The sequence below is a fragment of the Streptosporangium sp. NPDC048886 genome (assembly GCF_055586905.1).
This window is the reverse complement of the sequence record NZ_JBVJHH010000023.1, coordinates 78,014-101,894: the sequence shown is the minus strand read 5'-3', so window position 1 is coordinate 101,894 and position 23,881 is coordinate 78,014. Positions and strand designations below refer to the sequence as shown.

Annotated in this window: 39 protein-coding genes; 8 read left to right on the top strand and 31 right to left on the bottom strand. The window is 66.9% G+C overall.

All coding sequences use genetic code 11. The annotated features are described in order from the left end of the window. Nucleotides 1-69: 69 nt before the first annotated feature. From ACZ6R6_RS27550 to ACZ6R6_RS27525, 6 genes are read right to left on the bottom strand one after another with little or no spacing between them, the layout of a single operon-like run. Nucleotides 70-486, bottom strand: coding sequence for a hypothetical protein (locus ACZ6R6_RS27550; RefSeq protein ID WP_470098007.1), 417 nt, complete (start codon nucleotides 484-486; stop codon nucleotides 70-72). Beyond that, a complete protein-coding gene (locus tag ACZ6R6_RS27545; protein WP_470098005.1) occupies nucleotides 486-2,195 on the bottom strand; it encodes a recombination directionality factor in 1,710 nt (569 codons plus the stop codon). The genes ACZ6R6_RS27550 and ACZ6R6_RS27545 overlap by 1 nt, the downstream gene beginning before the upstream one ends. After that, the gene (locus tag ACZ6R6_RS27540) at nucleotides 2,195-3,136 is read right to left on the bottom strand and encodes a hypothetical protein (RefSeq protein ID WP_470098003.1); all 942 of its coding nucleotides are present in this window, start codon (nucleotides 3,134-3,136) and stop codon (nucleotides 2,195-2,197) included. The genes ACZ6R6_RS27545 and ACZ6R6_RS27540 overlap by 1 nt, the downstream gene beginning before the upstream one ends. Beyond that, a complete protein-coding gene (locus ACZ6R6_RS27535) occupies nucleotides 3,129-3,320 on the bottom strand; it encodes a hypothetical protein (protein ID WP_470098001.1) in 192 nt (63 codons plus the stop codon). The genes ACZ6R6_RS27540 and ACZ6R6_RS27535 overlap by 8 nt, the downstream gene beginning before the upstream one ends. Beyond that, the gene (locus ACZ6R6_RS27530; protein ID WP_386439807.1) at nucleotides 3,317-3,523 is read right to left on the bottom strand and encodes a hypothetical protein; all 207 of its coding nucleotides are present in this window, start codon (nucleotides 3,521-3,523) and stop codon (nucleotides 3,317-3,319) included. The genes ACZ6R6_RS27535 and ACZ6R6_RS27530 overlap by 4 nt, the downstream gene beginning before the upstream one ends. A 16-nt stretch (nucleotides 3,524-3,539) precedes the next feature. Next, nucleotides 3,540-3,839, bottom strand: a complete 300-nt coding sequence (locus tag ACZ6R6_RS27525; RefSeq protein WP_470097999.1) for a hypothetical protein — start codon at nucleotides 3,837-3,839, stop codon at nucleotides 3,540-3,542. Nucleotides 3,840-4,119: 280 nt separating this feature from the next. Between ACZ6R6_RS27525 and ACZ6R6_RS27520 the strand changes: the two genes are divergently transcribed. Continuing rightward, complete coding sequence (locus ACZ6R6_RS27520) at nucleotides 4,120-4,653, top strand: hypothetical protein (RefSeq protein ID WP_470097997.1); 534 nt, start codon at nucleotides 4,120-4,122, stop codon at nucleotides 4,651-4,653. Here the strand turns inward: ACZ6R6_RS27520 and ACZ6R6_RS27515 are convergent. From ACZ6R6_RS27515 to ACZ6R6_RS27505, 3 genes are read right to left on the bottom strand one after another with little or no spacing between them, the layout of a single operon-like run. After that, entirely contained in the window at nucleotides 4,630-5,610 is a 981-nt protein-coding gene (locus ACZ6R6_RS27515) for a hypothetical protein (RefSeq protein ID WP_470097995.1), read from the bottom strand. The genes ACZ6R6_RS27520 and ACZ6R6_RS27515 overlap by 24 nt on opposite strands. Before the next feature lie 34 nt (nucleotides 5,611-5,644). Then, a complete protein-coding gene (locus ACZ6R6_RS27510) occupies nucleotides 5,645-5,932 on the bottom strand; it encodes a hypothetical protein (protein WP_470097993.1) in 288 nt (95 codons plus the stop codon). Between the two features lie 25 nt (nucleotides 5,933-5,957). Continuing rightward, on the bottom strand, nucleotides 5,958-6,206 hold the full coding sequence (locus tag ACZ6R6_RS27505; protein WP_470097991.1) for a hypothetical protein: 249 nt from the start codon (nucleotides 6,204-6,206) through the stop codon (nucleotides 5,958-5,960). Nucleotides 6,207-6,460: 254 nt separating this feature from the next. Here ACZ6R6_RS27505 and ACZ6R6_RS27500 point away from each other — a divergent pair, with 254 nt between their 5' ends. The 5 genes from ACZ6R6_RS27500 (at nucleotide 6,461) to ACZ6R6_RS27480 (ending at nucleotide 9,632) form a co-directional block, all read left to right on the top strand. Further along, complete coding sequence (locus ACZ6R6_RS27500) at nucleotides 6,461-6,877, top strand: helix-turn-helix domain-containing protein (RefSeq protein ID WP_470097989.1); 417 nt, start codon at nucleotides 6,461-6,463, stop codon at nucleotides 6,875-6,877. Nucleotides 6,878-6,934: 57 nt separating this feature from the next. Next, on the top strand, nucleotides 6,935-7,426 hold the full coding sequence (locus tag ACZ6R6_RS27495) for a hypothetical protein (protein WP_470097987.1): 492 nt from the start codon (nucleotides 6,935-6,937) through the stop codon (nucleotides 7,424-7,426). Beyond that, nucleotides 7,423-8,514, top strand: a complete 1,092-nt coding sequence (locus ACZ6R6_RS27490; protein ID WP_470097985.1) for an MAB_1171c family putative transporter — start codon at nucleotides 7,423-7,425, stop codon at nucleotides 8,512-8,514. The genes ACZ6R6_RS27495 and ACZ6R6_RS27490 overlap by 4 nt, the downstream gene beginning before the upstream one ends. A gap of 26 nt (nucleotides 8,515-8,540) precedes the next feature. Then, complete coding sequence (locus tag ACZ6R6_RS27485) at nucleotides 8,541-9,065, top strand: phosphatase PAP2 family protein (protein WP_470097983.1); 525 nt, start codon at nucleotides 8,541-8,543, stop codon at nucleotides 9,063-9,065. A 330-nt stretch (nucleotides 9,066-9,395) separates the two neighbouring features. Further along, nucleotides 9,396-9,632: a hypothetical protein gene (locus tag ACZ6R6_RS27480; RefSeq protein WP_470097981.1), complete on the top strand. Its 237-nt coding sequence runs from the start codon at nucleotides 9,396-9,398 to the stop codon at nucleotides 9,630-9,632. A gap of 78 nt (nucleotides 9,633-9,710) precedes the next feature. On the opposite strand, the gene ACZ6R6_RS27475 is transcribed toward ACZ6R6_RS27480, so the two are convergent. The 6 genes from ACZ6R6_RS27475 to ACZ6R6_RS27450 form a co-directional block, all read right to left on the bottom strand. Further along, nucleotides 9,711-10,169: a winged helix-turn-helix domain-containing protein gene (locus ACZ6R6_RS27475; protein ID WP_470097979.1), complete on the bottom strand. Its 459-nt coding sequence runs from the start codon at nucleotides 10,167-10,169 to the stop codon at nucleotides 9,711-9,713. A gap of 320 nt (nucleotides 10,170-10,489) precedes the next feature. Next, on the bottom strand, nucleotides 10,490-10,669 hold the full coding sequence (locus ACZ6R6_RS27470; RefSeq protein ID WP_470097977.1) for a hypothetical protein: 180 nt from the start codon (nucleotides 10,667-10,669) through the stop codon (nucleotides 10,490-10,492). Next, a complete protein-coding gene (locus tag ACZ6R6_RS27465) occupies nucleotides 10,666-10,890 on the bottom strand; it encodes a hypothetical protein (RefSeq protein ID WP_470097975.1) in 225 nt (74 codons plus the stop codon). The genes ACZ6R6_RS27470 and ACZ6R6_RS27465 overlap by 4 nt, the downstream gene beginning before the upstream one ends. Beyond that, a complete protein-coding gene (locus tag ACZ6R6_RS27460; protein WP_470097973.1) occupies nucleotides 10,887-11,603 on the bottom strand; it encodes a hypothetical protein in 717 nt (238 codons plus the stop codon). Before ACZ6R6_RS27460 ends, ACZ6R6_RS27465 begins: the two co-directional genes overlap by 4 nt. A gap of 75 nt (nucleotides 11,604-11,678) precedes the next feature. Continuing rightward, a complete protein-coding gene (locus ACZ6R6_RS27455) occupies nucleotides 11,679-12,053 on the bottom strand; it encodes a hypothetical protein (protein WP_470097971.1) in 375 nt (124 codons plus the stop codon). Continuing rightward, nucleotides 12,050-12,253, bottom strand: a complete 204-nt coding sequence (locus ACZ6R6_RS27450) for a hypothetical protein (protein WP_470097969.1) — start codon at nucleotides 12,251-12,253, stop codon at nucleotides 12,050-12,052. Before ACZ6R6_RS27450 ends, ACZ6R6_RS27455 begins: the two co-directional genes overlap by 4 nt. 267 nt (nucleotides 12,254-12,520) lie before the next feature. Between ACZ6R6_RS27450 and ACZ6R6_RS27445 the strand changes: the two genes are divergently transcribed. Next, nucleotides 12,521-13,006, top strand: a complete 486-nt coding sequence (locus ACZ6R6_RS27445) for a hypothetical protein (RefSeq protein ID WP_470097968.1) — start codon at nucleotides 12,521-12,523, stop codon at nucleotides 13,004-13,006. Between the two features lie 116 nt (nucleotides 13,007-13,122). Here the strand turns inward: ACZ6R6_RS27445 and ACZ6R6_RS27440 are convergent, their stop codons facing one another. Beyond that, entirely contained in the window at nucleotides 13,123-13,644 is a 522-nt protein-coding gene (locus ACZ6R6_RS27440) for a YkgJ family cysteine cluster protein (RefSeq protein WP_470097966.1), read from the bottom strand. A 69-nt stretch (nucleotides 13,645-13,713) separates the two neighbouring features. Further along, nucleotides 13,714-13,992, bottom strand: a complete 279-nt coding sequence (locus ACZ6R6_RS27435; RefSeq protein WP_470097964.1) for an HU family DNA-binding protein — start codon at nucleotides 13,990-13,992, stop codon at nucleotides 13,714-13,716. A gap of 237 nt (nucleotides 13,993-14,229) precedes the next feature. Between ACZ6R6_RS27435 and ACZ6R6_RS27430 the strand changes: the two genes are divergently transcribed. After that, a complete protein-coding gene (locus ACZ6R6_RS27430) occupies nucleotides 14,230-14,658 on the top strand; it encodes an RICIN domain-containing protein (RefSeq protein ID WP_470097962.1) in 429 nt (142 codons plus the stop codon). On the opposite strand, the gene ACZ6R6_RS27425 is transcribed toward ACZ6R6_RS27430, so the two are convergent. The 14 genes from ACZ6R6_RS27425 to ACZ6R6_RS27360 form a co-directional block, all read right to left on the bottom strand. Further along, complete coding sequence (locus ACZ6R6_RS27425; protein WP_470097960.1) at nucleotides 14,655-14,933, bottom strand: hypothetical protein; 279 nt, start codon at nucleotides 14,931-14,933, stop codon at nucleotides 14,655-14,657. The genes ACZ6R6_RS27430 and ACZ6R6_RS27425 overlap by 4 nt on opposite strands. Before the next feature lie 11 nt (nucleotides 14,934-14,944). Then, entirely contained in the window at nucleotides 14,945-15,688 is a 744-nt protein-coding gene (locus ACZ6R6_RS27420; protein ID WP_470097958.1) for a hypothetical protein, read from the bottom strand. Next, entirely contained in the window at nucleotides 15,688-16,476 is a 789-nt protein-coding gene (locus tag ACZ6R6_RS27415; protein ID WP_470097956.1) for a hypothetical protein, read from the bottom strand. Before ACZ6R6_RS27415 ends, ACZ6R6_RS27420 begins: the two co-directional genes overlap by 1 nt. 67 nt (nucleotides 16,477-16,543) lie before the next feature. Further along, complete coding sequence (locus ACZ6R6_RS27410; RefSeq protein WP_470097954.1) at nucleotides 16,544-18,397, bottom strand: DNA cytosine methyltransferase; 1,854 nt, start codon at nucleotides 18,395-18,397, stop codon at nucleotides 16,544-16,546. Between the two features lie 27 nt (nucleotides 18,398-18,424). Then, nucleotides 18,425-19,597 (bottom strand): hypothetical protein, encoded by a 1,173-nt coding sequence (locus tag ACZ6R6_RS27405; RefSeq protein ID WP_470097952.1) that lies wholly within the window; start codon nucleotides 19,595-19,597, stop codon nucleotides 18,425-18,427. 55 nt (nucleotides 19,598-19,652) lie between these two features. After that, entirely contained in the window at nucleotides 19,653-20,723 is a 1,071-nt protein-coding gene (locus ACZ6R6_RS27400) for an N-6 DNA methylase (RefSeq protein WP_470097950.1), read from the bottom strand. Continuing rightward, a complete protein-coding gene (locus ACZ6R6_RS27395) occupies nucleotides 20,723-21,376 on the bottom strand; it encodes a hypothetical protein (protein WP_470097948.1) in 654 nt (217 codons plus the stop codon). Before ACZ6R6_RS27395 ends, ACZ6R6_RS27400 begins: the two co-directional genes overlap by 1 nt. 57 nt (nucleotides 21,377-21,433) lie before the next feature. Beyond that, entirely contained in the window at nucleotides 21,434-21,847 is a 414-nt protein-coding gene (locus ACZ6R6_RS27390; protein ID WP_470097946.1) for a hypothetical protein, read from the bottom strand. Between the two features lie 63 nt (nucleotides 21,848-21,910). Then, entirely contained in the window at nucleotides 21,911-22,087 is a 177-nt protein-coding gene (locus tag ACZ6R6_RS27385; RefSeq protein ID WP_470097944.1) for a hypothetical protein, read from the bottom strand. After that, a complete protein-coding gene (locus ACZ6R6_RS27380; RefSeq protein ID WP_470097942.1) occupies nucleotides 22,084-22,395 on the bottom strand; it encodes a hypothetical protein in 312 nt (103 codons plus the stop codon). Before ACZ6R6_RS27380 ends, ACZ6R6_RS27385 begins: the two co-directional genes overlap by 4 nt. Beyond that, nucleotides 22,392-22,793: a hypothetical protein gene (locus ACZ6R6_RS27375; protein WP_470097940.1), complete on the bottom strand. Its 402-nt coding sequence runs from the start codon at nucleotides 22,791-22,793 to the stop codon at nucleotides 22,392-22,394. Before ACZ6R6_RS27375 ends, ACZ6R6_RS27380 begins: the two co-directional genes overlap by 4 nt. Before the next feature lie 7 nt (nucleotides 22,794-22,800). After that, nucleotides 22,801-23,277 carry a hypothetical protein gene (locus ACZ6R6_RS27370; RefSeq protein WP_470097938.1) on the bottom strand — a complete coding sequence of 159 codons (477 nt, stop codon included), beginning with the start codon at nucleotides 23,275-23,277 and terminating at the stop codon, nucleotides 22,801-22,803. Next, entirely contained in the window at nucleotides 23,274-23,600 is a 327-nt protein-coding gene (locus ACZ6R6_RS27365) for a hypothetical protein (RefSeq protein WP_470097936.1), read from the bottom strand. Before ACZ6R6_RS27365 ends, ACZ6R6_RS27370 begins: the two co-directional genes overlap by 4 nt. Beyond that, entirely contained in the window at nucleotides 23,600-23,878 is a 279-nt protein-coding gene (locus ACZ6R6_RS27360; protein WP_470097934.1) for a hypothetical protein, read from the bottom strand. The genes ACZ6R6_RS27365 and ACZ6R6_RS27360 overlap by 1 nt, the downstream gene beginning before the upstream one ends. Nucleotides 23,879-23,881 lie beyond the last annotated feature (3 nt).

Genomic DNA, 23,881 nt, shown 5'->3' with positions numbered 1-23,881 from the left:
TCCTTAGTGATCGTCGGCACGGGCGAGGAGGCCCGGCGCCTGCGGCTGCGCGGGCGCCGGGCGGGGCGATCAGAGGTAGTCGGGCTTGAGCGGGGCGTAGGGATCCTCGACCTCTTCGCCATACCAGGCATTGGCGAGGCGGACGGAGACGATCCACGCAGCGTCGGGGACCGTCCGCGCGAGAGGTGCGCCGAGCTGGGCGGTCTCGGCGATGGTCTTGTGCACATCACGGATGCGCTCCAAGCGCTCCCGGAGCTCGTCGAGCTGCTGACTGACGTGCTCGTGCTCCTCGCGAAGGGTGGGCTCGAACGGCACGTACTCAGCGAGCAGCCCGAACGCCTTGCAGGTCAGGCAGCCGCGGCCGCCGCATGTCCCGGCGTGCTGCGCGATCTCCGCGAGGATGGCCGCGCGCCGCTCCCGCTCCCGCTTGAGGCGAGCGAGCCGGTCGACGCGGATCACCGCCCGCTGGTCGTTCGTCAGCGTCATCACTCGCCGCCGCCCGGGGTGAGCGCGCCGTCGCTGAGCTTCTGCAGAAACGCGGCGTAGTCGGCGTTGGACGCCTCACCGACCGGCTTCTTCATCTTCTGCTCGAACACGGCGGACAACTGCTGGTTAGTGCCGCCGAGGTCCGACCACACGTTGACGATGCGCTGCCGCAGGTCGTTGCGGCGGGTGGCGGCCTGCTGAATCAGCCGCTTGGTGGCGTCGTCCACCCGCGAGGCGTTCAGTTCCTTCGTCGAGGTGACGGTGACGCCCACGTGCTCGGCGATCCAGGCGAACCGGGCATCGTCGTTGGCCTTGGTGGAGCCCTTTCCGGTGTGGATGGTGACCCCGGCCTCACCGAACCACACACCCAGCTCACGCAACGCCTTGGCGGTCGGCGGCTCCTCGTCCTCGACGACCACCGCGTCCACGATGTCCTCGCCGTCGTCGTCCACCGCCGCGGTGTTCTGCTGGCGGGCGGACTCAAGGAGCGCTTCGGCCCGCTCGGACGCCTTGCGCGGCTCGTCCGCGATCGGGCCGGCCGCGGGCTGGCCGAGATTGTCGGCGAACTCCTTGAGCTGCTGCAGGGTCGCGGCCTTCATGGTCGTGCTGGTCCGCGAACGGAACTCGGCGTGGAGCTGACTCGTCGTGCCGGACCAAGCCGTCATGATGTGCTGCCGCAGACGGTCTGCTTCAGGGTCGGTCGGCGCCGGCGGCGTGTCAGATCCCTGCTGCGGGTATCCGCCTGGCGGCGGGGTGTCGGGCGGCTCCTCCTCGTGCGTGTGTTCGTCCGCCGAAGCGGGCTGGCCCTGCGGTGCGCCGCTGCTCTGCTGCTGGGAGAAGGTGGCGACACGGGCCTTGGCTGCGGCCTCCACTTCCTCTCCTCGGCCTTGCCAAGCGGGGTCCAGCTTGGACGTCTTCCAGATGGCTACGACGGCGTCGCGGTTCGTGGCCGCCTTGATCATCGCGAGGTAGTCGGTCGCGGGCGCGGCCTCGATCGCCCGCTGACCTCCGCCGCCCCGGGACAGCTCAGCGCGGCGCGCGACCTCACCCGACATCAGCTCGTCGAACCCGATGCCCTCGATCGTCAGGCCGGGCACCATGTACGTCGTGGCCTTGACCTTGTTGTCTTTCGTGTCGAGGAACGAGCCGTTGCGCTCGGCCACGTACAGCCAGGCGTCCACGTAGGTCCCCGCGTGGGCGAGGAATTCAGCGGCGTTCGGCAGCTCGGCCGCCGCGCTGCCGCCCTTGCTGTCGAGTCGCCACAGGCCCAGGCTGGGCACTTCCTTGAGGAAGACACCGAGCCTGGTGTGCGGCTTGCACGCCCGGCTCTTGATGTCCCGGTCCGCGCCGCACAGGCAGGGGCCGACGAACGGGGCCTGCATCGCGACGCCGGTGCAGCGACGGATGCACAGCTTGCCGTCCCAGAGCTCCATGTTCTGGCTCAGGCCGTTGGGCGGGACAATGACGGGGATGCGCTGCGCGTTGGTGATGACCTCGAACTGCGGGCCCTGCGGCGACTTCCACGGCTTGACCTGGCCGCCGTACTTTTCGGCGACGCCCCGGATCATCTCCTCGGACGGGCTCGTGAACCGGAACGTATCGATCTTGCTGGGGTACTCCCTGCCGTTCTGGCTGACCTTCTTGATGCCGAGGCGGATCCGGCCGTCCTGCCAGTGGCGGCGCTGCAGCACGGAGGGGTCGATGGGCATTACGCGGCCTTCCTGTGGTTGGTGGGTGGCTGGACCGGCTTGAAGCCGCGCAGGTCGAGCTCGTGGACGTAGCGAGCCAGCGGCAGCAGTCCGCAGAACGCCTCGAACGCGGCCTGGTCAGCGGGCAGCGGAACGAAGCCGTACGTCGTCTCGCGGAGATTGAGGATCGCCGTGCCCACGAACTCCGGCACGGGGAACTCGTGGCTGGAGTCGTGGAACTCGGCCTCGCCGTACCGGCACTCCGGCGGGCACACCAGCGCGACCTCTGCGTTGCGGAGCGCGGCCAGCTGCAGCACGCGGTCGTCGTAGACGGCGCTCGCAGGCTTGGTCAGGCTCGTCTTGATGTCGATGAGCCACAGCCCGGACGGGGTCGGGATCGGGTCGGCCGGGACCTTGCGCGGCCGGAAGCGCGGCACGATCGGCGACGTAGGCCCGTCGAAGGTGAGGTAGGCCCAAATGTCGGAGGTGCCGCCGTACCCGAGCCCGCGGTGCAGCACCGTGCACTCGGCCGCCTTGATGTCGCGGCGACGGATGTCCACGCCGAAGTCGCGCAGGAACTTCCGGTAGGACTCGACGAACGGCTCGGCTTCCTCGTCCGGGGTATACGGGGCGCCCAGGTTGATGGCTTCGGCGATGTTGTGGACGCGGGAGCCGAGGTCGGCTTTCTTCTCCCACTGCACCTTGTACTGCGCCTTGGCCTCCTTGATGAAGGCCTCCATGTCCTCGGGGTCGGCGGCCGCGCGGATCGCCTTCGGCAGGTTGTCCATCAGCCACTCGGCGGTGGCCTTCGCTGCGGCCGGGGCGAGCGCTTCGATGGCGTGCTCGTCGAGCGCGTTCGTGACGCTGACCAGCATTTCGCCGGTCGCCGGGTCGCAGTAGTAGCGGCCCTTCTTGGTGTGGACGGCGTGCTGTGGGTCGTAGGAGTCGTCGCGCTCAGACATAGTCGGCCTGCTCGTCCCGGTACTGCTGCTCAGTCCCCTTGTCGAGCGTGGGGCCACCGCGCCAGCTCGGCCGGCGCGGCGCGGGGAACGCCTCGTAGGGGTGCTGCATGTCGTCGGCCTTGATCGCGCCGAGGTAGCCGGTCAACTCCCTGTCGGTGGGGAGCGCGATGGTTGGTGGTGTCACTGGTTGTCCTCTCCGTATTCGGCGGCTCGGAGTTTGCGGTCGGTGTCCTCGACGAGCTGGGATGCGGCGTCGTAGCTGCCGATCACTTCGGCGAGTAGGGCGGTGATGGCGGCCTTGGCTGTGAGGTCCCAGTGCTGGGCAGCGTGCGTGGCGATCAGCTGCACCAGGTCGTCGTTGGAAGTGGGCGTTGTGGTGGTGGTCATGCTGATTGCGGTTCCGCTATTGGGGGTTGCTGATGAACTGGGCGTGGACCCGGATGACCCTGGTGCCGTCGTCGGCGGTGACGGTCCGGGTGGTGGCTTTGTAAGTGCCGTCCTCGCATCGGAAGCCGCTGTAGCCGAGCTTGACGGCGTTGAACAGTCGAGCGGAGTCCCGTCTGCCCTCTTGGGTGTTGGGGTTTTCGGCGATCACCGCCCACTGGCCCGGGTGGTCTCGGAGTTCGGCGGCGATGGGGGCGAATCTGTCGCCGATGGGTGTTCGTGGGGCTGGATCTTCCCAGCGGAGGATGCCGATGGGCATGGCGCTCCGTTCCTTGCGGGCTGTGATTGAGGTCTGGCGGTACGTCGATGCCGTCTTATTTCGGTCACTCATACACGTACCGACATAACCGACACTATCGTCTCTTGACGCATCGAGCAACATCTGACGCGTCATGTGCGTCTATGCAGCTACTCGCATAAGTTGCGCAGAGTAATCAAATGCTCTGAGATTTAGAAGTACCACCTGACGCACATGTTGATACCGTGTGCGCCAGCACCCATACGACGCTTCAACCGCCACGAAAGGACACGGACGCACCGTGGCCGACATCAGCCAGCTCTCACCAACTGTTCGCCTCATATTGGAGCGCAGGGAACATCCGGGACTTCTGCGCCGCCGCATCTCCATCCGCGCCGCCGCAAAACGGGCCGCCGAACTGTCCGGAGAGATGTTCTCCGAACCGACCTGGCGACGCATCGAAAATGGCGAGAAGAGAGACGAAGACATCGCCGACCGAGAGATCGTGTTCATGGCTGCCGCGATCAACGACCTCGCCAACGACGTTGTCATCAGCCCCGACGACCTCGATCAGGCGGGCCGGCCGCAGGCTGCCGACCTGTTCCGTAGCTGGATTCGCGAACGAACCAAGGCCGACCCAGCCTTATCGGCCATCGACCCTGACCTCACACCCGAATCAGTCCAGCAGACACTCCAGACGATGCTCAGCGAAATACGCGCACTGCAAGGCGTCTCCGCAGCAGAGCGGGCCCAGATGGAAAAGGTCCTGCTAGCCCAGCTCGAAGCCACCATCAAGGCTCATGGCGCCCAGCTACGAATCCTCAGACCCCGCTGAAGCCCCGCTCATCCAATGCCGCGCCGCGTAGGCGCCGAGCTGGTACAGCGTTGTGACGCCCGCCCGGCGCTTCAATTCGTCCAGGCGGCGGTTCACCGTGCGCGTGTGGACGCCCAGCGCGGTACTGACCCGGTCCACATGGGCGCCACGTGACAGCATGTCCAAGATGACCATCTCGTCGGCGTCCAACGCTTCCCCCAGGCCGGCGAACCTGCTCGGGTCAGCGTGGATCGGGGTGGCCCGCTCCCACTCGGCCTCGAATGCCGTGACGAGGAAGTCGAGCAGCGTGCCGGGGTGCACCAGGAGCATCTGCTGCAGGACTGGGTGTTCACGAGGGAATCGGGGCGTCATGGCGAGGCGCCCGTCCCCGATGAGGAGTTTGTGAGGCAGTCGATCGGCCAATCGAATCTCGCATCCTCGGGAGATGGAGTGGTTGAGCCCACGCAGCGCGTGGTTGCTCTCGAAGACTCGCCACTCGCAGATGATGCGACACTTCGCGGGGTGATCCGGCTCCTTCTCGGCGCTCGTGCCGGTGTTTACGGGGTCGCCCAGCGCCAGAAACGGATAGGTAATGAGCTGCATCACCTCGATCTCGGCCGCGGCATAGATCTGCTCGTACCACTCCTGGACAGCCTCGCGGCTGGCCAGGACTTGTACGGCGTTGCCCTCAGGAGTGGCGTGGCCGTTGTCGTAGATCCGGTCGAGATCGGCGACGTACTCCTGTATCCCCCGTAGTTCTGCTTCCTGATGAGCGAGCATTCTTCCCAGAGCGGTCGAGGGGCGCCGGGCCACTGGAGGATCGTCGAGTGCGAGACCTCGCAGTGTCAGCTCGTACAGGTCCTCCCGGACGGCCTCGCCGAACGTCGCAGCCAGGGCCTCGATGGGAGATGGACCGGTGGCTAGCAAGTGCCGATAGAGGCGTTCCTGGCCCGGTGTGAGCCCGGAGATTCGATGCACGCCAACGTCCTCCTCAGTGGCCCGACGATCATCCTCACCGCAGGCTAGTGATCTCCCCCGACAAAATCTCGAACAAACGTGCGTGTTTCTGGCCGAGCGCGCGTACCCGGCGAGCGGCACGCACCCGCCGCCAGCACGAGACGGTTTGGAACGTTACAGGTACAGATACGACCACGATCCACACCAGCAGCAGCGCCGCCGCATAGCCGGTCAGCCTATCCGAGTTGATCAAGATGAGAAGGGAAGATGTTGTCGCAGCCCAGCTCACGACCGACATGGTCATCATGCTGAGCAGCCACATGCGCGTCTCTTGACTGATCATGGGCCTAGTTCCTCGTCCCCTCCGCCTACATACCGCCCATGTGTGCGTTCAGGTCCTGAACGAGCGTCTCCCAGTAATCCGTGTCGTGCTTCGACTCGATGGGAGCGGGCATGGTGACGGGAGCACTCAGGCTTGTCGCGTCTACGGCATGGCAAATGGGAGCGCCCGCGTCGTTCGCATGGGCTGCGGCCGGCCCCGCGCTTACAGCTAGCGCCGCCGCAGCGACGAGCACGGCGGCCGTCTTGAACCAGCCCGAGAAGGAACTCACGGTCATACATCTCCTTAAAGGGGCGAACGCAGCATGTAGGCACATCGTGCGCCAGGTATCGTCAGCTGCCCGCTTTACCGCTTCTTCGCATAAGTCGATGGTCGGCCATCGCGGCCGGAGCGATGATCTTTCCCGCAGGCAGAAGTTTTGTCAACTGCTGGCCACCATTCCTGTGCGAGTGTGTACTGTTGACGGACACAGGGGATGTCAGGTGGACGGCGTCTGAATAGGGCAGGCCGGGCATGAGGAATGGGGTGCCAGTGGCGACCTTCGCCGAGCGGCTAGATGAAGCGTTAAGACACAAGGACTGGTCTGCCCGTCAAGCCCAGCGCGAAATGCAACGCACCCGCCCGGACCTGACTATCACCCACTCCTACATCAGTAGCCTGCGGAAGGGCAAAAATACGAACCCCTCGACTGAGGTCGTGACAGCGCTCGCGCAGTTGTTCGACGTGCCGGTCAGTTGGCTTCTAGGCGAGGACCCCGCCCCGCCGCAGCTCAGCGAGGAAGACCAGCGCAGGCAGCACGACGTCCGGGAGGGCCTGGCTGCGCTTGGCGTGCAGAACATCGCCGAGCGCATGGTCGGCCTGTCGCCGCTGTCATTGGAGGCCATCGAGAAGATGATCGAGGCAATGCGCGCGGCCGAGCAGCTCGATAACAGACCCGACGATCAGTAGACGGGATTGGTCGAGGACCCAAGCAGTCTGCCCGGGCCCGACCGAAAGGTTGCGACATTGCCGTCTTCGACCTCCACTTCGCTTCTTGCTGCCTTAGCCGCGGCCCCCATTCCTCAACCGTTCACCCTGGACGCGTTCATTGCCCGGATCCGCGCGACGCGGCAACGCCCCCTGCACATTCATGACCTGCCCATCGAAGCGACCACCGCTGTTTCCGGTTTGTGGTTCGCAACCCAGAAGGCCGATCACGTGTTCATCTCGCCTGGCGCGTCGGGGCTGCTCCGGGTCAACATCGTCTTACACGAGATCAGCCACATGCTGCTGGGGCACGGCCGGGTCGGCGGGGATGTCGAGGCGGTCCTGCGCAGGCTCCTCGGCCCCACCATCAGCATGGCGGCGCGCAGCCGGTACGAGTCCGCCGAAGAACGCGACGCTGAGAAGCTCGCCACCCTCATCCTGACGCGCGCGCACACCCCGCCCGAGGACGGCGATGAGGGTCTGCGCAAGCTGTCGAAGACGTTCGGATACGACTTAGGGAGTCATGCGTGACCCTGGTGGACTGGTTAGCCCTCATCCTTCTGTGGGGAGCCTCGATTTCCCGCATCCGGCCCGCCCGGCATAGCCACGAGCAGCGCATGCTCTGGGCGGCGTTCACTGGGCTTGCCCTGTCGCGAGTCTTCACCGCGGCGCCAATCGTGGCGTGGATGGATGCCACCACCGGCACAGAGCTGGCCACCCTGCTCCGCCACCTGACCGGCCTGCTGTCGGCCACGAGCTTGCTCGCCTACGTGGAGGCAATTACTCGGCACGGCCGGCCATCCCGGGCCCGCTGGATCTGGCCTACCGCTGCCGTGGTGATCGCCGTGCTGGCCACGATGTTCGTGGCGCGGGGCGGCCGCATCTACTGGGTGGACGGCGCGCACGCCCCCTTTCCGACCGCCGCCGAGGGCCGCGTCTATCTGGCGGTGTTCGACTCTTGGCTGATGACCTGTCTCGCCGCGGCGGGTTGGCTGTTCGCTGGGTACACGCGGGTCGCGCCCCCGCTGCTGCGCCTCGGCCTGGTGCTGTCCACCATCGGCATGGTGGCAGGGGTGATCAACCGCGGGCACGTCATGGTCGTCAACGTCGCGACCTTGATCGACCCGGATACGACCTGGCGGGAAATCCCGATCCTGGGTCGGAGCACGCTCTTGATCTGCATTGTTGGTATCACGGCCGGCACCTCCATCCCGGCCTGGCGCGCAGGAACGGCCCGCCTGCGGGAACTAGCCGCGCTGCGCGACTTGCGACCGCTGTGGGATGCGCTGACAGCACAGTATCCCGACGTGGCGCTCCCTATGAGAGGCACCTTGCAGGCCCGGCTGGTGCGGAGGGCGTTGGAGATCCGCGACGGCATGCTGAACCTGACCTCGGTGGCTGAACCCCCCGTGGGTGACGACCCCGGCGAGGTGGCCGTATGGGTTGCCGGCGCGCTGGAGGACGCCCGCACCGGGCGCGGGCGAGGAGTGCCGTCTGGGACGATCCCGGGCCCTGATTTCGCTGGTGACATGAAGAAGGAGACACAGTGGTTGCGTCAGGTCGCGGCACAGTTCAAGCAGCAGCGGAGCGGTCGGAGAACCGTCTCGCTCGGCTCTTAACGGAGGTATTCGCGCCCGCCCATCTGGTGATCTCGCTGCCGCTCTTGGTCGGTGCGGTCAGCTCCGGCTGGGCCGGGCTGGGCTGGGGGGCGCTGGCGGCCAGCCTGTGCGGTGGCATCCCGTTCGCGGTGATCGCCCTCGGCGTCAAGAGCGGCCGGTTCGGGAACCGTCACATCACCAGCAGGACAGAGCGACCTAAGCTGGTCGCCATCATCGTCGCCCTGGTAGTGACCGCCCTCGGGCTGCTCGTCGTGCTCGGAGCGCCCCGGGTGATGATGGCGTGCGTGGCCATCATGCTGGCCACACTCGCCGTGGTGGGGCCGATCACGATGGTGTGGAAGGTGTCCTTCCACACGGCGGTAGCGGCAGGCTCGGTAGCGATGCTCGCTCAGGTGCTGCCCGCAGTACCGGTCTATGTGGTGGGCGGGCTGCTGGTGGCATTGACCGGTTGGTCCCGGGTTGTGATCCGCGACCACACTCCCGCTCAAGTCCTCGTTGGGGCCGTAGCCGGCGCCTCAGCCACCTGGGTAACGCTCGCCGCGCTGGGCTAGTCCCCACGGCACCCCCGGCCGCTGATGGCCGCTCCTCAAACCACGCAGCGGTGTTGGCTGCACCCAATTACTGTCATGAATACGACATGTCAACAAGATGCTATCCAAAAGAGTAGACAGGGCAGCCCAAAACGGCTTTTATGGACATCCTGACTTTGTGCATGACATCCCGTACTGACAGATATACGCAGGCCACCCCAACGCCAACGGTTGCCTGCTGCTGGAGGACACCGACGTTGAGGCGTGTCAGAAGTAGGCCAACAACGTCGGGCAGCGCTTGACCGCACCAAAAGGAACGATCAGGACAATGGGGGCGAGATCGTGACACGAGTGATGGCGGCCATCACGCTGGTCTTCGTCGCGGGCACGGCGGCGTTTGCGGCGTTTCTGGTTCGCGTTATCGGATCCCACGAAGTCGAGGGCCTAGACGTTGCCTTCATGGTGGCGGCCGGGCTGGTTGTCGCCGCTAGCGCGCTGGTGGCTGTGCGGCGACGCCCGGCCACGGAGTCGGCGTCAATCGCCGATGTTTATGCGTCGGCTTACGAATACGAGCGCGTCGAGCGCTGAGAAACACATGGAGTCGGACAGCCCATAAACTGTCCGGCTCCGTGTCCGTAATGGCGCAAGCGAAGACGATTCCGCAGCTCAAGAGATATTCGGCCATTTATCGCGAGCCGAGACAAAGGTCCCGATCGCGGGCACGGTGTAGGCCCAGCCCTGCTCACGCAGCAGCGCAACGGCCGCGCGGACCGTCTTCTTGGCCACGTCGTACTTCTCCATCATCTCCGTCTCGGACGGCAGCACCTGGTCCGGTTCGTAGTCGCCCTTCTTGATGTCCTCCGCGACGGCGGCCGCGACCTCCTCGAACGGCCACTGCTTACGGATCTTCGGCGCGTCCGGCGGACCGACATAGGAGCCTTCGGGGCGGACGGTGTAGATGACGCCTTCCTCCCGGAGGACGGCCATCGCCTTTCGCACGGTCAGCCGTGAGGCGCCGTGCATCTCGCCGATCTTGGCTTCCGTGGGCAGTGCCTGGCCGGGCTGGAGTCGGCCGGCGTCAACGTCATTCTTGATGGCGTTGACGATCATCTGGTAGATCGGCACCGGCCCCCGGGGGCCTCGTTTGGTCATGACGGAAGCATACATCTTGGATACCTTCACACACCTTCAGGGAATCAATCGGTCGGGGCAGCGAAGCGCTACCCCGGAAACGAGTAAAGCCCCGGCGCCAGCGGCACCGGGGCTTTCCTCGCGCATTGTGCAGATACGCACCAGCAAGCCTACGCCGCGCCGCCTGTCAGCGTCGGCGGCTGCGGGCCTGTTCGGGATGCATCACCGGGTCCCGTACCTCTCGTCGACCCGCTCCTAGGCCTCTGCGTCGAGCTTGAGCAGATCGCGAGCCTGCTCGTTGGTAATGCCGAGGCTCACTCGCTCACCGCCAGGAGGAACAGGCCGAATCCGGCGAGGAGGATCAGGCCGCTGCCAGTATCGAGGATGTCGCGGATCAGCGGAGTGTCCCGCATGAGGTACGCGAAGGTGAGCCAGGCGATCGTGATCAAGATGAACGTCGCTAGGCAGGCGAGGAGTCGCGCGGACAGCTTCACGAGAGGGTCCTTTCGGTAGAGGGGGTGGGCCGCCGACGAGCAAGCCGCTGCTTGCGGGCGGCGCACCTCCAGGCGACCGCGCCGACGACGAACAGCAGCGCGTTGAACAGGGCGAAGGGGGTGATCTCGTGCCCGCCGCCGAGGACGAGAGGCACAGGGACCATGAGCAAGCAGAAGGACGACATGACGCGGGTGATGTAGGCGGTGATGGCCGTGCTCATCGACGGCCGCTGCGGATCGCGTCGTACACGTCGCGGGCGAGTCGGGCGTCGCCGAGCGCGGTGTGCTTGGTCGCTGGGTCTTGGGTGACGCCGACGATCTCCCAGGCGGGATTCTGGTCGGCACCGCACAGCCAGTCGGTGACGTGCGGGATGACGTCCGGCGGGAACGCCTCCTCCAGGTGGCCATCCACTACGGCGAGGCGCCCGTCGATGTAGCCGATCAGCAGGTCCCGGATGTTCAGCATCCGGTGGTGGGCGGTGAGGATCTGCCCGTTGGCCCGGAGGAACTTGTCCAGGAACTTCCGGTCGAACGCCGGGTTGTTCGCCACGATCGTCGCACCGTCCAGGTGGCGGGCGAGCATCGCTGCGATGTTGGCGGCGCTCTGGTTTATGTAGAAGTCGCCTTCCTCCAGGGGCTTGCCAGCGGTGTAGTCCCTGATCCAGGCGGCACCCTCGGGTTCACGAAGGGTGGTGGCGAGCCTCTTGCCCATGCTCATGTCCACGGCCCTGACGCGGGACCGCTCGTAGTACCTTCCGATCTGGACGGAGTTCGGATCGGCGAGGCTCAGGTCGGGGCGGACCTGCCACCACCGTTCGAGGTCGCCCGCGACCGGCTGGCCCAGGTCGCGGAGGACGAGGCCGATCTCCCACAAGTCGCCGTAGCGTTCGTCGAGGGAAGTCGTTTCGAGGTCCAGGATGGCGAGCTTCTTCATGGGTCTCTCTGTTCGTTCGGAGGGTTGGGGCCGCCCCGCCCGGGTGGAGCGGGGCAGCAGATTGCGTTTCCGCTATCAGCAGTCGTAGGTGTCGCCCTTGTCGCCGCCGTAGATGCGGATGGCGTACTCCTCTTCGGAGGTGAGCGCGTGTGCGGGCAGAGTCTCGAGGCCCTCGCGGCGGGCCTTCCAGATGCGGTGCCAGCCGTCGATGGGGATGTTTCCGGTGCCCGCAAAGGGGGCGAGGATCAGGGGCTTGGCCAGGTCCACGGTGGCGGCGTGGGCCTCGTCGATGTAGACCAGCCACAGCAGTGCGGCGGCTTCCTCAACCCGAATGCAGTCGGGTTCGCGGCCTTCGACGATGCGCTCGGCGGCGGCGATGTTCCAGGCGTACGGGCCGAAGTGGAACACCTCGCACATGTGCGGGGCCGGTTCGGCTGACTGGGTGGTCACCAGCCCTCCTCGTCGATCGCGGCGGCCAGGCTGTTGATGAGGGCCTGCGCCTCTTTGAGAGTGATCTGCCGGAGGCTGCCTTCGACGGTGCGATTACCGGGCAGCGCGGCGATTTCGATGATGTTGCTGCCGTCTACGTGGAGTACGGCGACGGGCGAGTCCGCGCGGGTGTACTCAACCGGTTCACGGTCGGTGGACATGACTTCCCTTCCGGGTGTGGTGTTGGACCCACCGGCGACAGCGGGTTCTGATAGCGGTTTCGCTATCAGGTGGCGAAGTCGAAAGTTGATCTTGATAAACGCTCGACTATTTTGACAATACCATGCTGTAAACGTCTGTAGACCATTGGGAGACCAGGAATCACAACTAGTGAACTGATCACCTATGCTGTACGACTGACACGACAAGGCGACGAAAACGCCGTACCGTTGGAGCCACGCCACACCACCACAGGAAGCCACACCGCCATGCCACGACAGCCAGACCCGCCACAGCCCAGCTACTCCGCCCCTGCACAGCAGCCGACAGCGGAACCGCAATCAGGCCGCAAGCCGTCCCGCCGCATCCGCAAGCCGAAGTGGACGGAACTCCAGCCCACCATCGCCTACCTGTACGAGGACATCAACGACCGGCTCACCGCCGCCCTGGAAGTCACCGGCATGGGTCTGCAAGAGACGTTCGAGGCGGCCATCGCCACCTACTGCGACGCGCTGCAGCCGCCCATCCCGGCCCAGATGCCCGAAGACGCTGATCTTAAGATGCCGCGCGACCCCAACCAACCGCCGCCTGGCACACCACTCGATCGGCCCACCGCGCCGCCGGCCGTCGTACGGCTCCAGCGCAACACCAGGGCCCGGCTCGTCGCCGCATGTCATCAGGAGCGGATGGGCGGCAAGGCCGTCATCAACGACGTCATCGAGGCGTACCTCGACGAGCTGGAGATGGGGCAGTAGCCGGACCAGCCGGAGCGAGAAGGCCGCCGCCACAGTCGATGGCCGCGGCCTTCTTCATGCCTTGGCGACGGGTGACGGGGCGCGAGCAGTCCCCCGAGCAGCTCGCGCCCCGCGTCTCATCCGCGCCGGCCGGGCCTCCTCCGCGGCTTGGCCGCGAGCCGATTCTTCCGCACGTACTCGCGCACGGTGCGCCGGAACTTCGGATCGTCGAGCCGCTCCTTGAGGCGGCCCAGCTCCTCACCGTTCAGCGCGTCCGGCTTGCCGACGTCGAGCGACTGCGACATCAGCGCGTACCCCTCCGCGTCCGGGAGCAGGTCACCCTCGGCCGGGCGGCAGCCGTATTCGCAGGAGATGCCTTCGGTGGCGCCCCACAAATGGCACACCATCGGACGGATGTCGTACACGGTGCACCGGTTGTCCTTGTCGAGCGCCGGGCAGCTGTAGTCGCCGGTCTCGACGAGCTCGGCCAGGGCGTCCTTGAAGTGCGGGATCTTCACCCCGCGCTCGCGGATGCGCTGGTGCTCGCGGGGGTTCATGCCGATAGGGCCGCACGCCTCGTGGCACAGGCCCTTGCAGCCCACGTCGGGCACCTGGGCGTACAGCGCCTCGAGGGCGGCATCCATCTCGGATCGCTTCACGGTGTCTTCTTTCGCGAGGGGAAGCGTCGGCGGCCCGTGCCCCCGCAGCGGGCCGCCGACGAGCTGGAATTACTTGCCGACTGCGTTCTTGGCGGCAGTGGACGGCCGGAACCGCATGACCCACTTGCCGGGAACCTCGATCGCCTGGTTGGTGTTGGGGTCGCGAGCCTCACGGCTCTTGCGGTAGACGCGCTCGAAGACGCCGAGCCCGCCGATGCGGACCTCTTCGCCGGTGGCCACCGTGGCGACGATGATGTCGATGAACGCTTCGACGCTTCGCTTTGCGGCTGCCTTGGACGGGGCGCTCGTCCGGTTGCCCCACTCCTCGATCAGTTCTGCCTTGTTCATGCTTCGCTCCCCCGATTCGACGGTTTCGTTGTAGAGAACGGTAGAGCACATATGGCGCGTTCAACACGTCTGACGCGTCAATCGCGACTCGGATGCTGCCGGTAGGCCCCGGCACCGGGTGCGGGCATATCTGTCCGGAAGCGGTCACGGCCGGAGGCTGACTTCTCACGCGGGTTCGTCTCTTATGGAGACAAGGCGGCATACCGCCGCCTCCCCCTCCAGTTCGAGAGGACGTCTATGGACATCCCCGCCCGCGCCACCCTGATCAACAAGAAGTCCGGCCTCGCCCTCGACGTCATGTACGGCGGCATGAACGACGGCGCCTGGGTGATCCAGTGGACCCCCACCGGCAAGACCAACCAGATCTTCCGCACCGAACCCGCCGACGGCGGATACAAGTTCATCGCCGAACACTCCGGCCAGGCCCTGGACATCGAATTTGCCAGCCAGAACTCCAACTTCGCGATGCAGTGGCCCATCAACGGCAGCCCCAGCCAGATCTGGTACCTCAAGGAGCATGAGGTCGGCGTCTACCGGCTCATCGCCAAGCACTCCGGCAAGGTGCTGGCGGTCGCCAATGCCTCCACCACACCGGGCGAGCGCGTGGTCCAGGCCAACTCCGGCCAGGAGGAGAACGAACTGTGGCTGCTCAAGGCCGTCCCCTAGCTATATGCACAGGCGGCGTCCTCGATGAGTTCGCGGGCACGCTCGTACGCCTCGTCCACGTTGATGCCGTAGTTCTGGGCGATGATGAGGTCCACGAGGTCGTTGACTGCGCGGGCGGCATCCCACGCGGAAACGACCCGCACGGCCTGGTCCTTCTCGACCGCTGCGAGCGCGGCGAAACTGATCTCCTTGACCGCCGTATTGGTAGCGTCGGCGAGCAGTGCGCGCCTGCACTGGTCGAGCGGTTCTCGGCAGTGGAAGCACATGACGGACATCAAGATTCCTTTCAGAGCAGGGCGAGTTGTTCGAGCTCGGGGGCGGGCGGCGAGGCCGCGAGGCGATGTTTCGACGTGAGTTGGTAGCGGCCGTCGTACGGGTCGCAGGGCAGCTCATCGGCGTCGAGCAGGGAGGATGTGTCGAGCTGCAGGCGTTGCGTCCAGTCCAGGACTGATGGCAGGTGCTTGTCGGGGCCGCGGGTGAGAAGCGTCCCGTCAGCCGAGTCGGCGTCCATCGCCACCGCGGCGTACCGCAGCCGCTTGAACGAGTTGACCCGGCCGACGTGGACCCACAACCCGGCGGCGCACGCGGCCCGAGCGAGCACGGCGGCCGCCGGCGACAGCTTCCACGCCGTCGATCCACCGATGAACAGGCAGTCGAAGTCCTCCCAGCGCCACCAGTCGCAGAATTCGAGGTAGTCCTGGGCGACCAGCGCGACCGGGTATCCCAATCGCCGGATGCGGTCGAGGTACGGGTATGAGCGGTTGATCGTGGCGAACGCGTTGAAGGGGACGTCGGGCGCGGTGGCGAACAGGCACCGGTCTGCGAACGGAGCGCGTTCCTCCAGCCAGTCCATGTAGGCCTCGTCGCCGACGTAGGAGTTGCCGAAGATGCCGGAGTCAGCGGCCCACCAGCCGTCCTCGGGAACCCGGTTGCCGGAAGAGGGCGTGAGGATGGCGCCGAGCCGGCCCGCGTAGATGTGCTCCCGGATTCGGGCGGTGGACGGAGGCGCGAGGTACAGCGGGGCGTGCATCAGCCGCAGGCCGCCGTGGTGTCGAACAGACTCGGCTGCCGGATCTTCTTGCGACGACGGATCAGGCCGGCCTCATGTCGGCGGCGCAGCTCCGCGAGCGTGAGCGGGTACTTCACCCCTGCGATGGCCTCGGTGAGGATTGCCACGTCCTTGTCGTGCGTGACGCGGAACTCCTCCTCCAGTTCCTCGGCGTAGGCGTAGCGCTCCGGGAAGGTCTCCAGTGTGAGCAGCCACTGCTCGCGCCCGGCCCGGACGCACAGACCGCCGCAGTTGTTGTGCTCGTAGCCGAGCTCGTACAGCCGTGGCACGGCGATGCCGAGCGCCCTGCACTCATCGAGCATCCGGTCCTTGCCCCAGTGCGGCTCGTCGCACATGGGGAACTCGACTCGCCACGGCGACCAGCCGTTGATGGTGCCGGGCAGCCGTCGAGTCTCCGCGTGGTCGAATCCGACGTAGGCGATGGTGTCGGCCGGGTCGCAGTGCTCAGTCATCCATTTGCGGCACGGCACCTGCTTGAGGTGCTTACTGCAGGGCGCGAGCCGGCTGTTCCCGAGCCACTTGACGTCGAAGAACACCTCGAACGGGGTGCGCCCGTCCGTGACGACGACCGGTTCGACGCCGAGGTGGGCGCAGGCGTCGCCGAGGAACCGGTAGAGGTCTTCGTCCTCGGTCAGGGTGTCCGCGAACAGCAGCACCAGGTCGCTGGTGCCGTGCTCGGCCGCGACACGCTTCGCGGCCCAGAACGAGCCGATGCCGCCGGACATTTGGATCACGTGGCGGGTGGCCATGACGGTCTCCTTCGGTAGTGGGGAGAGGCCCCGCCGCAGAACGGCGGGGCTGATTGCGGAGCCGCTATCAGGTGGCGAAGAACGGCTGGGTGACGAACCGCTCCAGCTCAACCCCGGTGATCGCCTCCATCACGGCGCACGCAAGGATCTCCGCCATCGGCGGCGGGACGGAGTTGCCGATCTGCCGCGCGATGGTCCGCTTGTCCTTCGGCGCGAAGCGGTAACCCTTGCGGAAGCTCTGCGCGCGGCGCAGCTCGTCCGTGCCGAGCATCCGGAACCGGACGCGGTCGATGTCGATCTGCCCGTCCGAGGTGAGCAGCGCCCACCGGTCACGAGTCGGGAGCGTCCCGATCGGGTCGGACGAGCCGATGACGTTGCCGTTGCCGTAGTACGGCATCAGCAGCGGCTCAGGCACCGTGACGAGCGACTGGTGCCCGGCCGTGGTGACCGTGCGCACCGGCTCGTCGAACGGCGTGCACAGCCCGGAGCCGTCGCCCTTGCTGCTGTTGTTCCGCATGACGAACCCCGGCGGGATGACCAGCCCGTGGTGGAAGCCGCCCGCGGTGACCGAGTGGACCGGCGTGGTGTCGGCGCGACGCGCCTGCAGCTTGTCGCCGCCGCCGCGCATCGGCGTGACCAGCGGCGGCGGCCCGTCCGGAGGGACGACCAGGCCGTGGTTGCTGCCGTCCGCGACGATCGTCGCCACCGGGTCCGTCTTGGGGTCCATGTTCCGTGCGCGGGCGCTGCGGAACAGCGTGACGAACGGTTCGGGCATCTCGGGGAACGCAACCCCCGTCTCACGCCTGGTGGTCATCGTCCGCATCGGCTCGTCCGTGTACGACGCCACCTTGCCCGGCCGTCCCTCCATCGGCACGACAAGCCCGGTGTTCTCGCGCGTCACGACGGTCTTGACCGGCTCGTCCACGCCGTACGGCTCGCTGTTCCACGTGCCTCCGGTCGGGGTGAGGAACGCTCCCCACCGCTTCTTGATCCCGGCCTCGATCCGTTCGAGCGTGGTCTCTTCCAGTCCGCGCGGCTTCTTCGCCGTTTTGGGCCGGTCACCGATCGGCGTGCCGAGGTCTGACCAGTCGATGCACGCGGCCGCCGCCAGCACCGGAGGTTCGACAATCTGCCCGCGGCAGTCGTGGCGGGGGCACACGTACACGTACTGGCCGTTCTTGATGCCGTAGGCGCCCATGTCCTGACCGGGCTTCTTCCACGACTGCAGGGCCTGGATCCAGCCGTTGTGGCGGGGGCAGTAGGCGTACGGGCGCAGCCATTTGTCCCAGTCGGGGACACGGCCCACGGACTCGTGAACTCCGGCGACGAGGAGCCGGTTCCGCGACTGCGGGGTGGGCAGGGTGTCGCGCGGCTGGATGTGCATGGCGTTGATCGCGATGACGCGGATGTGGTAGCCGAGTTTGCGCAGCTCGTTGATCCACCGGTCCCAGTGGGCCCAGAGGCGGGCTTCCTTGACGTTCTCGATGCCGAAGCCGAGCACGGGCCGGCCGTACACGTCTTGGCAGTGCCGCAGGTAGGTGACGACTTCCTCCATCAGGGCGCGCGACCTGATGCCCGCCTTCTGGTCTTCGGTCAGCTCCTCGGCCCACAGCGCCATCTGGTTCTCCTTGTCGAAGAACCGCTTGTCGCCGCGCGCCGTGGTGAAGCGCGGACAAGCGGGGCTCGACCAGAAGAACGGGGCGTAGGGGAACTTCTCGATGGCGTCTTCGGCCTGGACGTCGCCCAGCCAGTACTCCTTGACCTCGTGGTTGGCGATGTATGTGTCCTTGCACTTGGCGTCGTGGTTGGCTGCGAAGTCCACCCGGATACCGGCAGCGAACAGGCCGGAGCCGGAGCCGCCCGCGCCTGCGAACTGCTCGGTTGCCCAAATGTCATCGACGCCGACGAATCGGTTCAGCATGTGTGGCATTTCCTTTGTAGTGATGGGTTAGATGAGCGAGAGCTGGGCGGGCCCGTTCAGGCCGGCCAGCCACGCCTTCTCAAAGGCGGTGAGGGTCTTGTCGCGCGCCAGCGCGGGCGCGACGACCAGGGCGTGCTCGACGCACGGGAAGTACAGATTCCGGGTGTGCAGCCACACCCGGTGGTGGCGGCCGTCCGTCTCGACCTGGCGGCCGAGCAGGCGCGCGGCCCGATGCAGGTGCGCGAGCACGTCGGCGCGGGAGCCTTCGACCAGCAGCTCCAGCGACCGGTACGTGTTGCCGCGCGCCATCTGGTCGCCGGGCTTGGCTCCCATCGCGCGCCGCACATCGTAGACGGCCCACGGCAGGTCGTTCAGGTGCTGCTCGAACATGTCCAGCAGCGGCCCGCTGCCAGGAGTCGAGGCGATCAGGTCGTACACCTGTTGTCCGGCGAGGAGTCCCTGCCGAGGGTTGATCGCGACCGCGAGGTGTTCCATCGTGAGCGCGAGCAGTGCTTCGCCGGGGTTGCCGAGGAAACGCGGGATGGTCCGGTCACGGCCTTCTGCCAGGGAAAACGCGTACGGACACTGGACGCAGCAGCTCTTGGGCCATTTCACACCGAGCCGGTCGAGGATGTACCGCTCGCAGTCGGCCCGGTCCCAACCCCACTCGCTCAACGGGTACGACGGGATCCGGCCGGCCCGGCCGAGCGGCATGTCCTTCAACATGCGCTTGACCTCGTTGGCCTCGAACCCGACGACGTGCACGAACTCCTCGCCATCGCCGACGAGCTGGGCGATGAACTGGTCCAAAGGCCAGCCCTTGAACTTCAATGAGCACTTGCGGACGCCCCCGACCTGCGGGACGGTCCCCACCGACAGCAGCTCCTCCGACAGCCGGTAAGCACCCGGCGCCGACGACAGGCACAGGATCGGGCTCGTGGTGTCGTCAAGGACGACGATCCCGTCCCGCTGCCGCGGGCCACGGCGGGCGACCTGCACGGTGCGGACGCCGTGGCGGGCGAGCAGCGGGTAGATGTACTCCTCGACGAGGTAGGCGGTCTCGACCCATTCATCTCCTGACTGCGCCGTGACGACGGCAAGATCGGACAGGTCGAACCACCGTGAGCTGGGATCGGTGAGCCAGCGCAGCAGAATCGCTGTGCTGTCCGCGCCGAGCCCGTAGGACAGCACGATCTTCACGGTGCCTCCGGGGACTGGCCCCGCCCGAGGCCGGGCAGGGCCATGAGAGCGGGGCTCAAGCGGCCGAGGTGACCCGGTTGAGCAGGTCGTTGGCCTGCCGGACGGCGGCCGCGAGCGACGCGGCTTCCATGAGGCGGTCGCGGTGCTCGTACACGGCCTTGCGGTGCTCGAAGGCGGCCGCTTCGATGTCGCCGACCGCGAGAGTGTCGCCGACATGGATTAGCACGTTCGGGCCGAGGTCCCAGACGATGGAGTTCACGGCCGCGCACGCCGCCGCGGTCGGGTTCAGCTCGCCCATGACCCAGTGGAAGTCGTGCGGGTTGTAGTCGAGTTCCCGCAGGGTGAGCGCGGCCGCACGGACCATGCCCCCGGTTCCGGCGGCGGGCTCGCAGATCCGCATGCCGGGGGTGATGCTGTCGGGCTGCAGCAGCATCTTGGCCATCGCGTCGGACAGCGAGGCCGGGGTGTGGAACTCGCCGAGCGCGTCGCGGCTGCCCTTGGACCGCAGCTCCATGAGCACAGGGCTGAGCACGTCGTCCTGACACCGCCACATGGGGTCCGGGTCGCCGGTGATACTCAGCAACCCGGCCTTGATAGCGGCCTGCGCGACCGCGTGCGCAGCCTTCATGACCTCCTTCGACGGGTCCTTCTCCTGGTTGAGCCACCACCGCAGCGGCGCCGCGACCTCCATGAGGTACGGCTGGCCGATCCAGGTGACGCCCCAGATTTCCCGCAGCGCGCCGAGGAGTTCTCCCGGGTCAAGAGCGAGGAACTGGTCCTCCAGAGACGGCCCGTCCGCATCGCGCTGCCGGACGAGCGTCAGCGCGGCGACGACCCCGAGCGGGATGTCCAGGTCGCTGCCGCCGTAGTGGCTGTGCCAGGCGTACGCGACTCGTTCAGCCAGCTTCTGGGGCTTAAGCGGGGGGATGCGCGGCCGCGTAGCCGCCTTCCCTCGAGTCTCGGCCGGCAGCGCTGTAAGGATGGGCGGGGTCGGCGTGGGCTCCGGAGCGGGTGGGGCCGCAACTGCAGCCGCCAGGCCTGCGGGCTTCGGCGGTGGGGCCTGGTCTGGAATCTGCGTGAACAGGTCGAGCTGTTCCTGCCCAGTCGAGCGGCGCCGCTTGGCCATCACTCGCTAGCCTCGTTGTCGGCCTCGTCGGCGTCCTTGAGCTGGGACTGCATCAGGCCCAGCACGAGCTCCACGGGCGGTTCCACGCCGGGACGGAGGGTGAACACCGTGCACGTCGGCGGGCACTGCGTGGTGCGGTCTTCGGGGCTGGTCGGAGTCGTGCCGCAGTGCGGGCACCGCACCTTCGGGACGGTCTGGGACACGTCGAACGTGCCGAGCTTCACGTAGTAGCGAGGCCCGCGCTTCGTGCTCTGCCAGCCCTCGTCGGCGAGCTTCTTCTCCTCGGCCTTCTGCTCCTCGGTCTTCTTCCGGCCGATGTGGCGGAACGTGCCGAGGGACTTCGCCCCTTCGGCGACGCACCGGCCCTGCTCCAGCCAGTAGTCGAAGCCGCCGCAGTGGACGAGCCGCCGCCGCTGCGCGGCCAGCAGCGCGACGTTCAGCAGCGAGTAGCCGGGCTCGGCACTCGCAGGGTCTTCTTTCCATCCGACGCTCGCGGCGATCGAACGGAACGCCTCCAACTCGGCCGGGTCGGACAGGCACAGCACGGCGTAGGCGTGCAGGGCCTCGTCCGCCGCGGTGCGGCTGGCGGCGGCGCGGTCCTTCATCGCCTGCGTAACGGGGCGCTTACGGGGCTTCTTCTTGGCGGTCGCCATGATGGCGTTCTCCTTGTGTGGCGTTCGTGACGTTGATTGCGGTGCCGCTATCAGCGGTCAGGAGTGGATGACCTCGAAGCCATCCGGCAGGGACACGCGCCGGGTGCACTGCTGGCACTCGAAGCCGTCGCTCTCGAAGGAGCTGTCGCCGAGGCTCGCGCTGATGACGCCCGGCTCGCTGATGCTCAGCTCGTTGGATCGGGTGGCCACGTCCAGCTCAGCGATCTCGTCGACGGCGCGGCAGTCGGTGTAGGGGCAGACGAGCTTGCCGTCCTCGACAAGGACGGTCGACTCGTCGTCCTCGTCGGACAGCGGGGCCTCGCAGCACTTGGAGACGATCGTCCCTCGCGAGTCGCCGCGAGTGATAATGCGCGAGTTGGTGCCGCAGGTCGGGCATTCACGCCGTTCCACATTGGGGTTGGCGGCGTCCTCGTCGTCATGGAAAGTGAGGTCATTGCAGTCGGCGGGCATTGCTTCCTCCTTAATTGCGGTACCGCTATCGGCCCTGCCATGTAGGCAGGGCCGATGCGTTGGTTAGAGCCTGACCCAGGTTCCGGCGCGCGGGACCAAGTGCCAGATGGTGTTGGTCGCCGCGTGGCGGGCCTTGATCAGGTGACCGTTCTCGCGGACACGCAGGACGACATACGCCCCGTCACTGGCCTTGATCACGTCGTCGGCCCGGATCGGCTTGTCGGTCATGGTGAGCGTCACGCGGGAACCCCCTCGCCAGCCGGGGTGATCTCCCAGGCGTAGAAGTCACAGACGGTGTCCGACTCCTCGTGGCGCAGCCGGTACGACTGGTTGCGGGTGTAGCAGACGACCCTCCGTGCGAGACCGTTCGCGATCACCTCGTCGCCGGGCCCAAACAGTCGGGCCACCGAGTCGGCCGCCACGGTCGTGGACGTCTCGGACTGGTCAGGGCGGACGAGCAGCGCGTTGTGGTCGTCGACCAGGACCACGACGCCGAGGGTGCCATCCTCCAGCCGCACCCGGTCATACCGGGCGATGCGGGAGGTCACACCGCCACCTCTTCCTCAGCGCGGACGTGCGTGGTGTACGGCTCGCCTACGCTGCCGTCGTCGTAGCGCACGACGAGCCGGACCTTCACCTCGTCGTCGGGGATGATGTCCTCCACGACCCCGGCCCGGTCGCCGACGATGACCCGCTGGCCACGGGCGAATGCCGACATCTGCGTCCGGTCGCCACGCAGGTAGCGGGCCATCATGCTGAGCGACAGCAGTCCTGCCGGGTGGGACTGGCCGGGGTACTGGATCGCGGCCGAGAACGCCGTCTGCCCCTGGAAAGCGACGATGATGGCCCAGTTGTCGCGGGTCAGGGTCAGGTCGGTGATGCCCTCCTCGTCGGTCGGGCCGGTGGTGATGGCCCACCCGCACAGTCCCGCTTTCGTGGTGATCACGCCGCGGTTACTGTTCGGGTTGACGGCGGGGCGGATTCTCCTGGTCATCGTGTTCCCTTCCTCGGGATGGAGTCGGACACGGCGCGCGCCGTGTCGTAGATGTGGTCGGGCAGGTCAGCGGGGCGCCGCAGTGGCACTGGCCGACGAGCACGACGCCGCCGCGCAGGTCCAGCCACCACCGGTCCGGCGCGGGCGGCATGTACTGGTCGAGCAGCAGCCCGGCGATCTGGTTGCGCGGCCGTTCGCCCGGGTGGGCGAGCCGGCTCACGATGAGGCGGACGGCCGGGTACTCCTCGACCTCGCTGAGCTCGGTGTCGATGTCGCCTTCGCCCAGGGTGAGCGCGGCCGACAGGTGCTGCGGGTCGAGGCGATCGCCCTCGGGTGCCAGCAGTAGCGATACCCGGTTGCCGTCGTTGAGGTCGGTGGTGAGCAGTAGCGCGGTCACGGTGCTGCTCAGGCCGGGCGCTGTGGCGGATACGGTCATCTGGCGTTGTACTCCTCGAACATCGCGACCGCCTCGCCATCAGCGAGGGTGGCGGCCTTGGGGTTCTTGCTGGCAGCGATGGTGTAGTGGCTGTGCGCCTTGTCCCAGGTCTCTTCGATGTCCTTCTCGGCGCAGATGGCGACCCACGCCGCGTCCTCGTAGGACGGGAACGGATCGCCGTACGGGATGGACTGCTCGGGCCGGCCCGCCTTGATGGCGGCGAGCGCGTCGTCGAGCGACCGCTGCATCGGCAGGATCGTGCGGACAATCCGCAAGTAGGCGTCGGCGTCGGGCTCGCCGGTGGAGACCAGGATGTCCCGCATCAGTTCGCCCAGCCGTACGTCGGCAGGGTGTTGAGCAGACCGATGATCTGCGAGGCGCCCTCGGCCCTCCAGTTGGTGAGGTCTGGCTGCCAGGTAAGAGAGATCCGCAGTGCGCGGCCCTTGTCGGCGCTGATGTACAGCACGCCGAAGTACATGCGGCGGTCGAGGGTCAATTCGTAGACGCGGCGGTAGGGCTTGTCGGGGACGGTCACGGTGAACCCGTCCTTCTTGAGCCGCTCGACGATCTGGGCGGCGGTCCGGTTTGGTTCGTACGCCATCGG

Excerpts from the sequence above, each read along its gene's own strand:
- ACZ6R6_RS27550 (WP_470098007.1), bottom strand. The coding sequence starts at position 486 with ATGACGCTGACGAACGACCAGCGGGCGGTGATCCGCGTCGACCGGCTC.
- ACZ6R6_RS27545 (WP_470098005.1), bottom strand. The coding sequence starts at position 2,195 with ATGCCCATCGACCCCTCCGTGCTGCAGCGCCGCCACTGGCAGGACGGC.
- ACZ6R6_RS27540 (WP_470098003.1), bottom strand. The coding sequence starts at position 3,136 with ATGTCTGAGCGCGACGACTCCTACGACCCACAGCACGCCGTCCACACC.
- ACZ6R6_RS27530 (WP_386439807.1), bottom strand. The coding sequence starts at position 3,523 with ATGACCACCACCACAACGCCCACTTCCAACGACGACCTGGTGCAGCTG.
- ACZ6R6_RS27525 (WP_470097999.1), bottom strand. The coding sequence starts at position 3,839 with ATGCCCATCGGCATCCTCCGCTGGGAAGATCCAGCCCCACGAACACCC.
- ACZ6R6_RS27510 (WP_470097993.1), bottom strand. The coding sequence starts at position 5,932 with ATGATCAGTCAAGAGACGCGCATGTGGCTGCTCAGCATGATGACCATG.
- ACZ6R6_RS27505 (WP_470097991.1), bottom strand. The coding sequence starts at position 6,206 with ATGACCGTGAGTTCCTTCTCGGGCTGGTTCAAGACGGCCGCCGTGCTC.
- ACZ6R6_RS27465 (WP_470097975.1), bottom strand. The coding sequence starts at position 10,890 with ATGAGCACGGCCATCACCGCCTACATCACCCGCGTCATGTCGTCCTTC.
- ACZ6R6_RS27460 (WP_470097973.1), bottom strand. The coding sequence starts at position 11,603 with ATGAAGAAGCTCGCCATCCTGGACCTCGAAACGACTTCCCTCGACGAA.
- ACZ6R6_RS27450 (WP_470097969.1), bottom strand. The coding sequence starts at position 12,253 with ATGTCCACCGACCGTGAACCGGTTGAGTACACCCGCGCGGACTCGCCC.
- ACZ6R6_RS27445 (WP_470097968.1), top strand. The coding sequence starts at position 12,521 with ATGCCACGACAGCCAGACCCGCCACAGCCCAGCTACTCCGCCCCTGCA.
- ACZ6R6_RS27435 (WP_470097964.1), bottom strand. The coding sequence starts at position 13,992 with ATGAACAAGGCAGAACTGATCGAGGAGTGGGGCAACCGGACGAGCGCC.
- ACZ6R6_RS27430 (WP_470097962.1), top strand. The coding sequence starts at position 14,230 with ATGGACATCCCCGCCCGCGCCACCCTGATCAACAAGAAGTCCGGCCTC.
- ACZ6R6_RS27425 (WP_470097960.1), bottom strand. The coding sequence starts at position 14,933 with ATGTCCGTCATGTGCTTCCACTGCCGAGAACCGCTCGACCAGTGCAGG.
- ACZ6R6_RS27420 (WP_470097958.1), bottom strand. The coding sequence starts at position 15,688 with ATGCACGCCCCGCTGTACCTCGCGCCTCCGTCCACCGCCCGAATCCGG.
- ACZ6R6_RS27415 (WP_470097956.1), bottom strand. The coding sequence starts at position 16,476 with ATGGCCACCCGCCACGTGATCCAAATGTCCGGCGGCATCGGCTCGTTC.
- ACZ6R6_RS27410 (WP_470097954.1), bottom strand. The coding sequence starts at position 18,397 with ATGCTGAACCGATTCGTCGGCGTCGATGACATTTGGGCAACCGAGCAG.
- ACZ6R6_RS27400 (WP_470097950.1), bottom strand. The coding sequence starts at position 20,723 with ATGGCCAAGCGGCGCCGCTCGACTGGGCAGGAACAGCTCGACCTGTTC.
- ACZ6R6_RS27395 (WP_470097948.1), bottom strand. The coding sequence starts at position 21,376 with ATGGCGACCGCCAAGAAGAAGCCCCGTAAGCGCCCCGTTACGCAGGCG.
- ACZ6R6_RS27390 (WP_470097946.1), bottom strand. The coding sequence starts at position 21,847 with ATGCCCGCCGACTGCAATGACCTCACTTTCCATGACGACGAGGACGCC.
- ACZ6R6_RS27370 (WP_470097938.1), bottom strand. The coding sequence starts at position 23,277 with ATGACCGTATCCGCCACAGCGCCCGGCCTGAGCAGCACCGTGACCGCG.
- ACZ6R6_RS27365 (WP_470097936.1), bottom strand. The coding sequence starts at position 23,600 with ATGCGGGACATCCTGGTCTCCACCGGCGAGCCCGACGCCGACGCCTAC.
- ACZ6R6_RS27360 (WP_470097934.1), bottom strand. The coding sequence starts at position 23,878 with ATGGCGTACGAACCAAACCGGACCGCCGCCCAGATCGTCGAGCGGCTC.